Source organism: Crossiella cryophila, assembly GCF_014204915.1.
Classification (GTDB): domain Bacteria; phylum Actinomycetota; class Actinomycetes; order Mycobacteriales; family Pseudonocardiaceae; genus Crossiella; species Crossiella cryophila.
On record NZ_JACHMH010000001.1, the window covers coordinates 8,575,730 to 8,590,814 of the forward strand.

The window sequence follows — 15,085 nt, forward strand, 5'->3', positions numbered from 1 at the left end:
AGAACTACTTGGCCGGGGCCTTCTCGTCCTTGCGGGCGTCGTTGCGGGTCTTGAGCAGGCTGGTCACGGTGGTGATGATCAGCACGCCGATGATGAACGGCAGCGAGATCTCGATGCCGATGTGCGGCGCCCAGGCGATCGGCTGGCCCTCGTTGAGGAACGGCAGGTTGTTGCTGGCCAGCGCCTCGAAGACGAGCTTCACACCGATGAAGCCGAGGATGACGGCCAGGCCGATGTGCAGGTAGACGAGCCGGTTGAGCAGGCCGCCGATCAGGAAGTACAGCTGCCGCAGGCCCATCAGCGCGAAGGCGTTGGCGGTGAAGACCAGGTAGGGCTCCTTGGTCAGCGCGAAGATCGCCGGGATCGAGTCGACCGCGAAGAGCAGGTCGGTCAGGCCGATCGCGAGCATCACGATGAACATCGGGGTGACCCAGCGCTTGCCGTCGATCTTCACGAACGACTTGGCGCCCACGTAGTCCTTGGTCACCGGCAGCACCTTGCGGGCGAAGCCGACGAGCTTGGGCTCCTTGAACTCCTCCTCGTTGCCCTCACCCTGTCGCGCCTGCTTGTAGGCCACGAACAGCAGGAAGCCGCCGAAGATGTAGAAGATCCAGCTGAACTGCTCGATCAGCGCCGCGCCCGCCGCGATGAACCCACCGCGCATGACCAGCGCCAGCAGGATGCCGATGAGCAGCACCTTGTGCTGGTGGATCGAGGGAACCGCGAACGTGCTCATGATGATCACGAACACGAAAAGGTTGTCGATACTCAACGAGTATTCGGTGATGTAGCCGGCAAAGAACTCCCCGGCGTACTGGGATCCGGAGAAATACCAGAGCCCTAGTCCGAAGAGCACCGCGGCGGCCACGTAGAAGATGACCCAGCGGGAAGCCTCGCCGACCGTCACCTCGTGCGGTTTGCGGTCGACGATCACGAGGTCGATAGCGATCAGGGCCAGCAGTCCGACCACAGTCGCGATCCACAGCCAAGCGGGGACGAGCACAGTTCACCTCCGGTTCATGGGCACACGCCACCAGACACACGCCACTGACCGGAGGTCTCTTCCACCGGACCAGAAGGCCGGTCGACGGCACCGGGACGTCACTGGGGACGGCCGTGATGACGATGTCGCCGCGAAGGAATACTCCCCTCCAAGCTGTGTAACGTTCTCATGTGCACCCTGAAGTCCACCAGTAGGGGTGATGCGGGGCACTGTCTCAGACCCCCTTGGGGTGAAAAGATCCCCTGCATGGTGCTGGAGATCACCGAGCTCCTGCTCCGACCGGAGACAGCGGAGCGGTTCACCGCGTTCGCCGAGGTCACGGTGCGTGGGCTGCTCTCCGAACCCGGGTGCGTCTCGGCCCGGCTGACCCGCGGGGTGGAGAACCCGAGCCGATTCGTGCTGCTGGTGGAATGGGAGACGATCACCCGTTCGGCGCCGCCTGACCGGCACTGGCCAGGGGAGTTGGCCGCGTTGCTGGCCGAGCCGCCGGTGATCGAACTATTCGATCCGGCCGGTGCGCCGTGATCCTGACCATCACCGAACTGCTGGTCGTGCCCGGCGCCGAGGCCGAGTTCCTGATCGCGGTGGACAAGGCGCTGCCCGAACTGCTCGGCGCCGCGGGCTGCCACTCCGCGCGGCTGGTCCGGTGCACCTCGGCGCCGGAACGGTTCGTGCTGCTGAGTGAATGGGCCACGCTGGAGTCGCACACCGAGGACTTCTACCGCTCCGAGGCGTTCCTGCGGTGGCGGGACGCGGTCAGCGAGCACCTGTGCGAACCACCCCGCGTGGAACACGCCGAGGACCTCACCGGATTGATCACCCGGTGATCCATTTCCGCCCTGCGCGAAACCGACAGTTCTCAGGTTCGCCGCTGGACACCGGATCTATACCGATTCGGCTCGGCCACACACTCCCGTCACCATCGTTGGCATAACTTGGCGAGGTGTCCCGGCCCTCCCGTGCCCGCAGGAAATGGTCCCTGCTCGCCGTTGTCGCCCTGCTGCTGATCGCCGCGGGTGGCTTCTGGTGGTCGCAGCGTGACGAGGTCAAACCCGCTGTCAGCCAACGCGAGCTGAAGCTCGACGTGGTGGACGGTCCGCGCAAGGACGAGCCAGTCCAGCTCGACGCCACGCTCTATCTGCCCGAGCGCACCCCGGCTCCGTCGGTGATCGTCGCGCACGGCTTCGGCGGCAACAAGAACAGCGTCGCGCAGGAGTCGCGGGAGCTGGCCGAGCGCGGGTTCGTGGTGCTGGCCTACTCCGCGCGCGGCTTCGGCGCCTCCACCGGCCAGATCGCGCTGAACGCGCCGGAGTACGAGGTCGAGGACGCCAAACAGCTCGTCGACTGGCTCTCCCGGCAGCCCGAGGTGCTCAAGGACGCCGACAACGACCCCAAGGTCGGGGTCACCGGCGGCTCCTACGGCGGCGCGCTGGCGCTGATGCTGGCCGGCTATGACCGCAGGGTGGACGCGATCGCGCCGGTGATCACCTGGAACGACCTCACCCAGGCCCTGCTGCCCAACGCCGCCTCCACTTCTCCGTTGAGCGCGACCACGCCCGCTGCGGGCGCCTTCGGCGCGGACGGGGTGTTCAAACGCACCTGGGCCGGCCTGTTCTTCTCCGCCGGGCTCGGCCCGGCCTCGGTGGCCGGTGGCGAACCACGCGGCGAGGCTCCCGAACCCGGCTCCAGCACCTCCAGCCAGCCCGAACCACTGCCCGGCGGCGCACCCGGCGGCCAGGGCTCTCCCGGCGGCCAGCAGGGCGCGGGCGGTCCCGGCGGACGCACCACCGGCGGCCCTGAGCTGACCTGCGGCCGGTTCCGGCCCGAGGTGTGCGCGGCCTACCGCGAGGCGGCCACCACCGGCCGCGCCTCCCAGGCCACCGTGGACCTGCTGCAGCGCTCCTCCCCCGCCAGCGTGACCAACCGGATCACGGTGCCGTCGATGATCGTCCAGGGCGAGGCGGACACCCTGTTCGGCCTGGACCAGGCCGATGCCAACGCCCGCCAGATCGCCGCGGCGGGCGGCAAGGTCAAGACGGTCTGGTACGCCGGTGGCCACGACGGCGGCGCACCCGGACCGGCACTGCGGGCCGAGATCGGGCAGTGGTTCGACTTCCACCTGGCCAACCGCGGCAGCGACCCCGGCACCGAGTTCGAGTACGCGGTGCAGGGCTCGTTCCGGCGCACCGGCGGCCCCTCGGTGCGCACCGTGTCCACCTCGAACTACCCCGGCCTGGCCGGGGACCGCAACACCCCCACCGAGCTGCGCAAACTCGGTCTGACCGGCCCGGACCAGCCCGCGCTCAACCCGGCTGGCGGCAACCCGGCGGCACTGAGCGCGGTGCCCGGACTCAGCGGCCGGGTCGGCGGCGGCAGCGGGTCCTCCGCGCTGGCCACCGGCCTCGCCGTGGACATCCCCGGCCAGTTCGCCGCCTTCGGCACCGAGGCGATGACCGAACAGGTGCTGATCGCGGGCGCGCCGCAGGTGCGGCTCAAGGCCAGCGGCCTGCCTGGACAGCCGAACCCGGGCGAGGCGGTGCTGTTCGTCAAGCTCTACGAGGTCGCCAAGGAAGGCCAGCGGACCCTGGCCGGTGGCGCGGTCGCGCCGATCCGGGTCAAGGACCTGCCGCAGGACGGCAGCCCGGTGGAGGTCACCGTGACCCTGCCCGGCGTGGTCCGGCCGGTCGCCGAGGGCAACAAGCTGATGGTCGTCGCGGCCACCACCGACCAGGCGTTCGCGCCCAGTGTCGAGCCCGCCGTGTACAAGATCGGACTGGCCGGGGACAACGCCCTGTCCGTGCCGATCGTGCCCGGTCAGCGCTCGGCCAGCGTGATCCCCTGGGGCACCCTGGCCGGGATCGGCGGCGTGCTGCTGGTCGCGCTGATCGCCACCGTGATCGCCGCGATCCGCCGCCGCCGGGCCGACGACGTGGACCCTGACCTGCTGGACACCCCGCTGGACATCCGCGACCTCACCAAGTCCTACCCCGGCAAGCTGACCGCGGTGGACGGACTGTCCTTCCAGGTCAAACGCGGTCAGGTGCTCGGCCTGCTCGGGCCCAACGGCGCGGGCAAGACCACCACGCTGCGGATGCTGATGGGCCTGGTGCAGCCCACCGAGGGCGAGATCAGGGTGTTCGGGCACCTGGTGCACTCCGGCGCGCCGGTGCTCTCCCGCACCGGCTCGTTCGTGGAGGGCTCCGGCTTCCTGCCGCACCTGTCCGGCACCGCCAACCTGCACCTCTACTGGGCCGCCACCGGCCGCCCCCTCGAAGAGGCCAGGTTCGAGGACGCGCTGCAGATCGCCGGACTCGGCACCGCGGTGCGGCGCAAGGTCGGCACCTACAGCCAGGGCATGCGGCAGCGGCTGGCCATCGCCCAGGCCATGCTCGGCCTGCCGGACCTGCTGGTGCTCGACGAACCCGCCAACGGGCTCGACCCGCCGCAGATCCACCACATGCGCGATGTGCTGCGCCGCTACGCCGAGACCGGCCGCACCGTGGTCGTCTCCAGCCACCTGCTCGCCGAGGTCGAACAGACCTGCTCGCACGTGGTGGTCATGCACCGCGGCAGGCTGGTCGCGCAGGGCGAGGTGGCCGAGATCGTGGCCGGTGGCGGCGAGGTCAGCTTCCGGGTGGACAACCCGGAGGACGCCGTGGTCGCGCTCAAGGCGGTGGACGGCATCGGCGAGGTCAGCGCCGACGGCAGCACCGTGCACGCCGACCTCGGCGCGCTGCCGCGCTCGGTCGCGGTGAACGCGCTGGTGTACGCCGGGGTCGCGGTCGAACAGGTCGGGCCGCGGCGACGGCTGGAGGACGCGTTCCTCCAGCTCGTGGGAGAGGACACCGTGCAGTGAGCGAGGAAACCACAGCCGTGACGCACCCGCTGACCGACCGCGCGATCGCCGCGGACGGCTCCATCGAGGGCTATCGCGCCTCCCGCACGCTGCCGATCCGGGTCGAACTGGCCCGGCAGCTGCGACGGCGGCGCACCCAGGTCACCCTGGCCCTGCTCGCGCTGCTGCCGGTGGTGCTGCTGATCGCCTTCGAGCTGGGCGCCAGCCAGAACGCGCGCCGCTCCGGCGGCCTGGTCGACCTGGCCACCGCCAGCGGCCAGAACTTCGTCACCTTCGCGCTGTTCGCCTCCTCCAGCTTCCTGCTGGTGGTCGTGGTCGCGCTGTTCTTCGGCGACACCGTGGCCAGCGAGGCATCCTGGTCCAGCCTGAAATACCTGCTCGCGGTCCCGGTGCCACGCGGCAGGTTGTTGCGGCAGAAGGCGATCGTGTCCGGGATGCTGGCCGTGGCCGGGCTGATCGTGCTGCCCGGCATGGCACTGGTGGTCGGGCTGATCTTCTACGGCGGCGGCGACATGGTCACGCCAACCGGCGAGTCGGTGGCGCTGGCCGACGGGCTCACCGCGCTCGGGCTGGCCATGGTGTACCTGATGATCCACCTGTTCTGGGTGGCCGGACTCGCGCTGTACCTGTCGGTGTCCACCGACGCCCCGCTGTCCGCGGTCGGCGGGGCCGCGCTGGTCTCCATCGTCTCCCAGATCCTGGATCAGATCACCGACCTGGGCAGCCTGCGCAACTACCTGCCGACGCACTACTCCTTCGCCTGGTCCGACCTGCTCAGTACCGACATCGACTGGACCGGCATGGCCAGCGGGGTGCTCTCCGCGCTGGTGTACGGCACGGTGTTCCTGCTGCTGGCCGCCCGCCGGTTCGCCACCAAGGACATCACCAGCTGACGCGCTGAATCGGCGGATGGAGGCCCCTCCACCCGCCGATTCGCCGCTGCCCGGCATCGGAGATCTTGTGCAACACCCCCGGTCGCGACGCCCGCACGCCTAGGCTGGTTCGGCTGAGGTGGTGCCCCGTACCCGGGCGTGCCCGTGCCGAACCAAGTGACAGGATGCCCGCGGCCGGTCCAGCGCCGGTCCAGCGGAGTCCACCGGGGGGCTGGATGCTGCTGCTCGTGCTCGGTCCGCTGGCGGCGCGAGGGCCGGACCAGGAGCTGGTCAGCCTGCCCGCGCGCAAGCAGCGGCTGGTGCTGGCCACCCTCGCCCTGCACGCCGGGACCACCGTGTCGGTGGAGAAACTGGTGCACGCGGTCTGGGGCGAGACGCCACCGCGGTCCGCGCCCGGCAACCTCAAGACCTACGTCTGGGAACTGCGCCGCCAGCTGCACCCCGACCTGCGCATCTCCAGCCAGCCCGGCGGCTACCGGCTGGACCTGCCTGCCGACGCGCTGGATCTCGACGTGCTCGGCGGGCAGCTCGAGGCCGCCACCACCGCGCTGAACTCGGGCCACCCGGAGATCGCGCTGCGGCTGGCGGGCGAGGCCCTGGAACTGTGGCGTGGCCAGCCGTTCGAGGAACTCGACACCGACCTGGCCAGGGCGGCCGCCACCGCCGCGCTGGAGACCCGCTGGCAGGTGCAGGACGTGCGGGTGGAGGCGTTGCTGGCCACCGGGCAGCACGAGAACGCCACCGCGGTGCTGCGCGGACTGATCGGCGAGGACCCGCTGCGGGAGAAGCTGTGGGCGCGGCTGCTGCTCGCGCTGTACCGCTCCGGGCGACAGGCGGAAGCGCTTTCCGCCTACCGGCAGGCGCGCACCGTGGTGCGGGCCGAACTGGGCATCGAACCCGGCCTGGAGCTGCGTGAACTGCACCAGCGCATCCTCACCGGCGACCCCGGCCTGCTGCTGCGCGAAGCCGAACCACCCGGCCCGGAACTGGTGGTGCCACGGCAGCTGCCGCCGGCCACCGGCGGCTTCACCGGGCGGGAGACCGCGCTGGCCTGGCTGGACCGGCTGCTCGCCGACCCGGACCAGGCCACCGTGCTGGGCACGGTCACCGGCAGCGCGGGCGTCGGCAAGACCACGCTGGTGGTGAACTGGGCGCACCAGGTGCGCGAGCGGTTCCCGGACGGGCAGCTCTACGTCAACCTGCGCGGCTACGCCGAGGGCCCGCCGCTGGGCCCGACCGAGGCCCTGGCCAGGTTCCTGCGCGCACTGGGCGTGCGGGCCGAACGGGTGCCTGCCGACCTGGACGAGCAGGCAGGGCTGTTCCGCTCGCTGCTGGCCGAACGCCGGGTGCTGATCATCCTGGACAACGCCAGCAGCGTGGTCCAGGTCCGCCCGCTGCTGCCGGCCACCCCGGGCTGCGCGGTGGTGGTGACCAGCCGGGACGCGCTGCGCGGGCTGGCCGCCTTCGACGACGCGCACACCCTGACGCTGAGCGTGCTGCCCGCGGCCGAATCGGTGCGGCTGCTGTCCCGGATCATCGGCCCGGCCCGCGCCGCGGCCGATCCGGCGGCCACCACCGAACTGGCCCAGCGCTGCGCGCACCTGCCCCTGGCCCTGCGGATCGCCGCGGCCGACCTGGCGGTGCACCCGGAGCAGACGGTCGCGGAGTTCGTGGCGGAGCTGGGTGCGGACGGGCTGATGGGCAGGCTGACCGTGCACGGCGACGAACAGGCCGCGGTGCGCACCACCTTCGGCCTGTCCTACCGCGCGCTCAAACCGGAGACCGCGCACGTGTTCGCCTGCTTCGGCCTGATGACCGGCGACGACCTGACCCCGTCCGCGCTGGCCGCGCTGGCCGGGGTGAGCGAGGCCGAGGCCCGGCGCCGGCTGGCCGAGTTGCGCACGGCCAGCCTGGTCGAGCAGTCCGGGCCCGGCCGGTACCGGTGTCATGACCTGCTGCGGCAGTACGCGCGGGAACGGATCGAGGCCGAACTGGGCCAGGAGCAGCGGGACCGGGCGGTGCGCGGCCTGATCGGCTGGTACCTGCGGCACGCGGGCGCCGCGGTCGACCTGCTCGGCCCCGGCCTGGCCCAGCTGGTTGGCACCGCGCGCTGGGTGGAGGAGAGCGGCGAACCCGCCGCCATCGCCAGCACCGAGGAGGCGATGGCCTGGCTGGACGACGAACGCGCCAACCTCATCGCCGCCATCCACCACTGCGCCGAACACGGCCCGCACGACGGCGCCTGGCTGCTCGCCGACGCCCTGCGCGGCTGCGCCATGACCTTCCGCGGCCTGCTCCCCGGCTGGCTCGGCGCGGTCACCGCCGCACTGGCCGCCGCCACCGCCGAACGCAACCCGCTGGCCCAGACCGTGCTGCACGACATCTTCGGCGAGACCTACTGGAGCCTGGGCGAGGCCGCACTCGCCGAGGAACACGCCCAGGCGGCCCTCACCGGCTACCGGGCCCTGGGCATGGTCGCCTCCGAGGCCAGCGTGCTGCACGTGCTGGGCCTGCTGCGCTGGGACCGCGGCGAACTCGACGAGGCCGACGACCACCACACCAGGGCACTGCGGGTCTTCGAGGAGATCGACGACCTGCCCAACCAGGCCCTGGTCCTCTCCGGCCGCACCGGCGTCGCCTACGCCCGCGGCGACCTGCAGGCCTGCCTGGAGCTGGCCACCCGCACGGTGGAGGTGGGCCGCGCGGCCAGATCCCCACTGGCCGAGTCCTTCGGCATGATCGAACTGGGCTGCGCCCTGCACGAACTGGGCCGGTACGAGGAAGCCCAGACCGCCAACACCGAGGCCCGCGACTTCGGCGCCCGCTTCCAGATGGCCTACGTAGAGTCCATGGCCCTGCGCGGCCTGGCCCAGCAACGCTGCGCCCACCAGGACTTCCAGGGCGCCCTGCACCTGAGCCGCCTCGGCCACCAGGTCGCCACCGAGGCGGGCCTGGGCGTGATCGCGGTAGAACTCCTCAACTCCACCTCCCAAGCCCTCCGCCTGCTCAACCGAAACCAGGAAGCCGCCGAACAGGGCGAACGTGCCCTGGCCCTGATCCGCACCGCCGAATTCCGCTTCGGCGAGGTAACCGTCAGCACCGAACTAGCCCTGACCCGCCTCGCCCTGGGCGACCAGGCGCGGGCGGAGGAACTCGCCGAGCACGCGTTGTTGTTGGCGCGGCAGCATGGGTTCGGGTTGCTGGTGGGGCGGGCTTGGCAGGCGGTGGCGCTGGTGCGGCGGGCTCGGGGTGCGGTGGTGGGGGCGCGGGAGGCGGCGGGGGCGGCGTTGGCGGTGTTTGAGGAGCGTGGGCATCCGTTGGGGGTTCGGGAGGCTGGGGAGTTGATCGCGGAGTTGGGGTAGTGCTCGCTGGGGCGGCGGGGGCTGGGGCGGACGGCCGGGCGCGTGGGCCGGGCTGGGGCGCGGGCCGGGCCGGGACGTGGGCGGGCCGGGCGCGTAGGAGGGCCGGGCACGCCGGAAGGCCGGGCACGCCGGAGGACCGGGCGCGCGGGCGGGGTCGGGCACGCCCGCTGGCCGGGCACGCCGGAGGGCCGGGCCGGGCCGCTGGCTGGGCGGGGCCACTGGTCGGGCGCGGGCGCTGGCGGGACACGAACGCCGGTCCGGCACACCTGCGGGCAGGACACCGCCGCCGGTCTTCTGCCACACAGATCGGCTAGGCACACCCGTCGGTCAGGCACGCCCGTCGGTTTGTCGCGCCCGTCGGTCAGGCACGCTCGCCGGTCCGGCATACCTGCTGGCGAGGCACAGCCTCCGATCAGGCGTGCTCGCCGGTCCGGCACGCCCACTGGCCAGACACGCTCGCCGCTCTGCCACGCTCGCCGGTCTGCCGCACCCGCTGGCCAGACATGCCCGCCGGTCAGACACGCCGGTCAGACACGCCGGTCTGGCATGACCGCCGGGTGGACGTGTCGTGTGGTCAGGCACGCCGCTTGGGTGGGGTGGCCGAGGGCACGGGGTGGTCGCCCCGTGTGGCGCGGGGCGCCGCACGGGGCGACCGGGCTGTGGCAGGCATGCCGGGGCTCGCCTCGTGATCCGTGGTGGCCTGGGTTTCGTGGGGCGGGCCCCGAATTCGCTGTGTTACCAGTCGATGGTGTCCAGGAACGCCTCCACCTTGGTGGCCACCTGGCCTAGTACCGCGGCTGAATTGGACAGTGGGCCTGGCACGTACATGCCGTGGTCGGCGTCTTCGACTTCCAGTACGTGTGGGGTGAGGCGTCGGGCCAGTTCGCCGTCCCACCAGTGGTCCCTGGTGCCGCCGATGAGCAGGAAGGGGGCGGTGGTTCTGGCCAGTGCGGTTCGGACCTCGGGGTCGGTGAGCAGTGGGGTGTGCCAGATCGCGGGCCAGCCGTGGTCGGCGACTGGGCTCGCGGTGTGGGTGCCCAGGGACTTGCCGGTGACCAGGACGCTGTCGGTGTGGGCCGCCGCGGCGGCGAGCACCGGCTCGACCTGGGCGAGCACGAACTCCGCTCTGGCGGCCGAGCCGAGTTTGATCGAGTCGTCCGGGGTCCACTCGATCACGTTGAGCTGGGCGCCGCGTGCTTCCGCGGCGTCGGCGGTGAACTTGAGCAGTGGGGCGTACGGGCCGAAGGAACTGCCCGGGACGACCACCACCCGACGCCCGGTCACTGGACTCCGGCGGCGTCCATGCCGCGCAGCTCCTTCTTCAGGTCGGCGATCTCGTCGCGGAGACGGCCGGCCAGCTCGAACTGGAGTTCCCTCGCCGCGTTCATCATCTGGTCGGTCAGTTGCTGGATCAGGTCGGCCAGCTCGGCCCTGGGCATGCCCTTGACGTCCCGGTCGACCAGCACGCCACTGGTGCCGCGGCTGCCGGAGGACCTCTTGCCGCGGCTGGCGTTGCGGCCGGAGCCGCCGATCTCCACCGTCTCGGTGTCCTCGGCCTCGGCGTAGACCACGTCCAGGAGGTCGGCGATCTTCTTGCGCAGTGGCTGCGGGTCGATGCCGGCCTCGGTGTTGTAGGCGGTCTGCTTCTCCCGGCGGCGGTTGGTCTCGTCGATGGCACGCCGCATCGAGTCGGTGATCCGGTCCGCGTACATGTGCACCTGGCCGGAGACGTTGCGCGCCGCGCGGCCGATGGTCTGGATCAGGCTGGTGGCGCTGCGCAGGAAGCCTTCCTTGTCCGCGTCCAGGATCGCGACCAGGGACACCTCGGGCAGGTCGAGGCCCTCGCGCAGCAGGTTGATGCCGATCAGCACGTCGAACTCGCCCAGCCGCAGCTGCCGCAGCAGTTCGATCCGGCGCAGCGTGTCCACCTCGGAGTGCAGGTAGCGCACCCGGATGCCCAGTTCCAGCAGGTAGTCGGTGAGGTCCTCGGACATCTTCTTGGTCAGCGTGGTGACCAGCACCCGCTCGTTGCGTTCGGCGCGCAGCCGGATCTCGTGCACCAGGTCGTCGATCTGGCCCTCGGTGGGCTTGACGATGACCTCCGGGTCGATCAGGCCGGTGGGCCGGATGACCTGCTCGACGAACTCGCCGTGCGCCTGCCCCATCTCATACGGGCCGGGCGTGGCCGAGAGGTACACCGTCTGCCCGATCCGGTCGCAGAACTCCTCCCAGTTCAGCGGCCGGTTGTCCAGTGCGCTGGGCAGCCGGAAGCCGTGCTCGACCAGGGTCCGCTTACGCGAGGCGTCGCCCTCGAACATGCCGCCGACCTGCGGCACCGTCACGTGCGACTCGTCGATGACCAGGAGGAAGTCCTCCGGGAAGTAGTCGATCAGGGTGGCGGGCGCGGAGCCGGGCGGCCGGTCGTCGATGTGCCGGGAGTAGTTCTCGATGCCGGAGCAGAAGCCGACCTGGCGCATCATCTCGATGTCGTAGGCGGTGCGCATCCGCAGCCGCTGCGCCTCCAGCAGCTTGCCCTGCTTCTCCATGCTGGCCAGCTGGCCGGCGAGTTCGGCCTCGATGTCCCGGATCGCCCGCTCCATCCGCTCCGCTCCGGCGGTGTAGTGGGTGGCCGGGAAGACCCGCAGCTCCTCGACCTCGCGCACGATCTGGCCGGTGAGCGGGTGCAGGTAGTACAGCTTGTCGATCTCGTCGCCGAAGAACTCGATCCGGATGGCCAGTTCCTCATAGGCCGGGATCACCTCGACGGTGTCGCCGCGGACCCGGAAGGTGCCGCGGGCGAAGGCGATGTCGTTGCGGGTGTACTGCACGTCCACCAGCGCGCGCAGCAGCTGGTCGCGGACCACCTCGTCGCCGACCTTGAGCTGGACCGAGCGGTCGAGGTACTCCTGTGGCGTGCCGAGGCCGTAGATGCAGGACACCGAGGCGACCACGATGACGTCCCGCCGGGTCAGCAGGCTCATCGTGGCGGAGTGACGGAGCCGCTCGACCTCGTCGTTGGTCGAGGAGTCCTTCTCGATGTAGGTGTCGGTCTGCGGGACGTATGCCTCGGGCTGGTAGTAGTCGTAGTAGCTGACGAAGTACTCGACCGCGTTGTCCGGGAAGAACTCGCGCAGCTCGTTGGCCAGCTGGGCGGCCAGGGTCTTGTTCGGCGCGAGCACCAGGGTGGGCCGCTGCAGCCGTTCGACCAGCCAGCCGGTGGTGGCCGACTTGCCGGTGCCGGTGGCGCCGAGCAGCACCACGTGCTCCTCACCAGCCCTGATCCGCCGTTCCAGCTCTTCGATGGCCGCGGGCTGGTCGCCGGCGGGCTGGTAGTCGGCGGCCATGCGGAATCGGCCGTCGGCGCGGGCGATGTCGCCGACGGGACGGAACTGCGAGTGCGCGATCACGGGTGCTTCAGCCACGTCTGCGACTGTAGGCGCAGGGACCGACAGTCTGCGATCCCGGCCGCGCGGGGCTGTGGATAACTCGCGGCCGGGGTCGCCCTGTGGATAACCGGGTCAGCAGTCGCAGCTGCAACCATCGCAGCAGCTCTGGCAGCAGCATTGCTCGCAACCGTTGCAGCCGCAGTCCCCGCAGCAGTCGTTGCGGTGGCACCAGCCTTCCTTGCGCTCCCCGGTCCACGGGTCGTGGTACTCCGAGGCGCAGCAGGTCTGGCAGGTGAAGAAGGCCAGCGCGGCCACTCCGCAGCCCATGATCAGGCCGCGCTGTTTGCCCTTGGTCTCCGGCGCCTCGTGCTTGTTCGGCGAGTCGGGCCGTTCCGGGGCCTGCGGGTCGGCCTGGGCGAAGATCCGCCGCACCGCCTGCTCCAGCTCGTGCGCGAGCAGCGCGTGCACCAGCCGCTGGTCGGTGAAATCGGCCTCCTTGAGCGCGAGCCGCACGCCCAGCACCGCGTCGTCGCAGAGCCGTCGCGCCTCGGCCAGGTCGATGCCGGTGGCCAGCAGCGGGTTCCAGGCGCCGTTGGCGCGGTCCTCCTCCAGGTCCTCCACCGCGTCGAGCAGGTGCACGATTCGCCCGAACAGGCGACCGGCCTCGCGCAGCGGCCGCATGTTGTGCGGCCTGCCCGCGATCACCGCGGTGTGCGCGAAGGCGGCGCCGGTGGCGGTCTCGGTCGGCTCGGTCACCGCGAGCACCGAGCTGCCCAGTCCGGCCGCGGCCTCCAGCTCGGGCTGGCGGTGCACCGCGTCGAGCAGCACCGCGGTGTCGAAGCCCAGGTCGGCGCCGGTGCGCCCGGCGCGCTGGGCCCAGCGCGCGGTGAGGGTGCGGGCCACGCCGGCCACCGGCCGGGCGGCGAAGATCCCGTCCCGGTCGGCCACGTGGTCGGAGATCTTGGCCGAGGCCAGCACCAGGGAGACCACCGCGGCCAGCCGGGCGCCCTCCCCGTTGGCGATCTCGGTGCCGCGCATGCCGCGCAGCGGGCACGGACCGGCCTTGCGCCGCGCCTTGGCGCTGCTCTCCTGCTGGGCCTCCACCAGCACGGAGATGACCAGGCCGTCGTAGTTGGTGGCCGTGCGCGCCACCTGCCCGTGGTCGTCCCGCAGCGCCAGGCACAGCCCGCACAGGTGCGCCCACCAGGCCGCGGCCAGTGATTCGTCCAATCGATGCCGGCAGGGCCGGATGATCCCGAACATTGAAGTCAGTCCCCCTTTTTCAACACTGACACTGACAACCCCCGCCGCAGTTGCCACAGCCACTGGCGCAGTTTCCGCAGTCCGCGCACTGACTGCCGTCGCAGCAGCTCGAACACGACTTCCCGGTGCACCCGCAGGTCCACTTGTCGCAATTACAGAGGTCCTTGCACTGGCAGCCGTCCGCGCACTGCTGACAGCCGTCGGTCTTGCAGCGCAGCCCGCCGTCGCAGCTGGACTTCAGGCAGGCCACGCAGCCACCGCAGGCGGCCAGGGCCAGGCCGGAGCAGCCGGTGATCCACGGCCAGCGGCGGCGTTTTCCCTGCTCAGGCAGCACGTCGGCGGGCGGCATGGGCGGGATCGGGAACGGTTCGGTCGGCGGATCCTCGGGTTGCTGGGCGAAGATCCGTTCGACGGCGTGTTCCAGCTCGTGCGCGAGCAGCGCGTGCACCAGGCGCTGGTCGGCGAAATCGGCCTCCCGGAGCGCGAGCCGCACGCCGAGCACGGCGTCGTCGCAGAGCCGCCTGGCCTCGGGCAGGCCGGTGCCGGTGGCGGTCAGCGGGTTCCAGGCGCCGCTGTCGGCGTCCGCGCGCAGGTCCTCGACCGCGTCGAGCAGGTGCACGACGCGCCCGAACAGGCGACCTGCCTCGCCCAGCGGGGCGGCGTTGTGCGGGCGGCCGGCGAGTACCGCGGTGTGCGCGAAGGCGGCCGCGGTGGCGGTCTCGGTGGGTTCGGTGACGGTCAGCACCGAGCTGCCGAGGGCGGCGGCGGCCTCCAGGGCGGGCTGGCGGTCGATCGCGGCCAGCACCAGCGTGCTGTCGAAGCCGACCACCTCGGCGCTCGCGGTGCTCTGCCGGTGCCAGCGGGCGGCCAGTCTGCGGCCCGCGTGCGCGCCGGGGCGGGTGGCGAACGGGCCGTCCCGGTCGGTGACGTGGTCGGCGATCTTGGCCGAGGCCAGCAGCAGGGACACCGCGGCGGCCAGCCGGGCGCCCTCGCCGACCGCGACCTCGGCCGAGCGCATGCCGCGCAGCGGGCAGGGGCCGGCCTCCCTGCGGGCCGTCGAGCCGGTCTGCTGGGCCTCCACCAGCGCGGAGATGACCAGGCCGTCGTAGTTGGTGGCGGCGCGCGCGAGCTGCCCGTGCGCGTCGCGCAGGGCCAGGCAGAGGCCGCACAGGTGCGCCCACCAGGCCGTACGCAGTGGTTCCGGCAGCCGGTGCCGGCAAGGTCGAATGATCCCGAACAAGCGTGTGCCCCCAGAGCAAGCCGCCGGCCCACACCGGTGGCATGCCGGGATCCTAGAAGCGGTTGCCCAGGCAAGTTCACCG

General features: G+C 71.6%; 10 protein-coding genes. 5 read left to right on the forward strand and 5 right to left on the reverse strand.

What is annotated here, in order from left to right:
* Positions 1-4: 4 nt before the first annotated feature.
* A complete protein-coding gene (locus HNR67_RS36810) occupies positions 5-1,003 on the reverse strand; it encodes a TerC family protein (RefSeq protein WP_185007615.1) in 999 nt (332 codons plus the stop codon).
* 246 nt (positions 1,004-1,249) lie between these two features.
* On the opposite strand from HNR67_RS36810, the gene HNR67_RS36815 reads away from it, so the two are divergent.
* From HNR67_RS36815 to HNR67_RS36835, 5 genes are all read left to right on the forward strand, one after another.
* Entirely contained in the window at positions 1,250-1,528 is a 279-nt protein-coding gene (locus tag HNR67_RS36815; protein ID WP_185007617.1) for a putative quinol monooxygenase, read from the forward strand.
* Positions 1,525-1,830: an antibiotic biosynthesis monooxygenase family protein gene (locus HNR67_RS36820; RefSeq protein ID WP_185007619.1), complete on the forward strand. Its 306-nt coding sequence runs from the start codon at positions 1,525-1,527 to the stop codon at positions 1,828-1,830. Before HNR67_RS36815 ends, HNR67_RS36820 begins: the two co-directional genes overlap by 4 nt.
* A gap of 116 nt (positions 1,831-1,946) precedes the next feature.
* Positions 1,947-4,859: an alpha/beta fold hydrolase gene (locus HNR67_RS36825; protein WP_185007621.1), complete on the forward strand. Its 2,913-nt coding sequence runs from the start codon at positions 1,947-1,949 to the stop codon at positions 4,857-4,859.
* Positions 4,856-5,752, forward strand: a complete 897-nt coding sequence (locus tag HNR67_RS36830) for an ABC transporter permease (RefSeq protein WP_185007623.1) — start codon at positions 4,856-4,858, stop codon at positions 5,750-5,752. Before HNR67_RS36825 ends, HNR67_RS36830 begins: the two co-directional genes overlap by 4 nt.
* A gap of 215 nt (positions 5,753-5,967) precedes the next feature.
* On the forward strand, positions 5,968-9,114 hold the full coding sequence (locus HNR67_RS36835) for an AfsR/SARP family transcriptional regulator (protein WP_185007625.1): 3,147 nt from the start codon (positions 5,968-5,970) through the stop codon (positions 9,112-9,114).
* A gap of 735 nt (positions 9,115-9,849) precedes the next feature.
* On the opposite strand, the gene HNR67_RS36840 is transcribed toward HNR67_RS36835, so the two are convergent.
* From HNR67_RS36840 to HNR67_RS36855, 4 genes are all read right to left on the reverse strand, one after another.
* Positions 9,850-10,398: an alpha/beta hydrolase gene (locus HNR67_RS36840; protein WP_221490174.1), complete on the reverse strand. Its 549-nt coding sequence runs from the start codon at positions 10,396-10,398 to the stop codon at positions 9,850-9,852.
* Positions 10,395-12,536, reverse strand: coding sequence for an excinuclease ABC subunit UvrB (gene uvrB, locus HNR67_RS36845; RefSeq protein WP_312988895.1), 2,142 nt, complete (start codon positions 12,534-12,536; stop codon positions 10,395-10,397). Before uvrB ends, HNR67_RS36840 begins: the two co-directional genes overlap by 4 nt.
* 96 nt (positions 12,537-12,632) lie before the next feature.
* Positions 12,633-13,763 (reverse strand): DUF5685 family protein, encoded by a 1,131-nt coding sequence (locus HNR67_RS36850; protein ID WP_185007627.1) that lies wholly within the window; start codon positions 13,761-13,763, stop codon positions 12,633-12,635.
* A 19-nt stretch (positions 13,764-13,782) separates the two neighbouring features.
* A complete protein-coding gene (locus HNR67_RS36855) occupies positions 13,783-15,003 on the reverse strand; it encodes a DUF5685 family protein (RefSeq protein WP_185007629.1) in 1,221 nt (406 codons plus the stop codon).
* Positions 15,004-15,085: the final 82 nt, after the last annotated feature.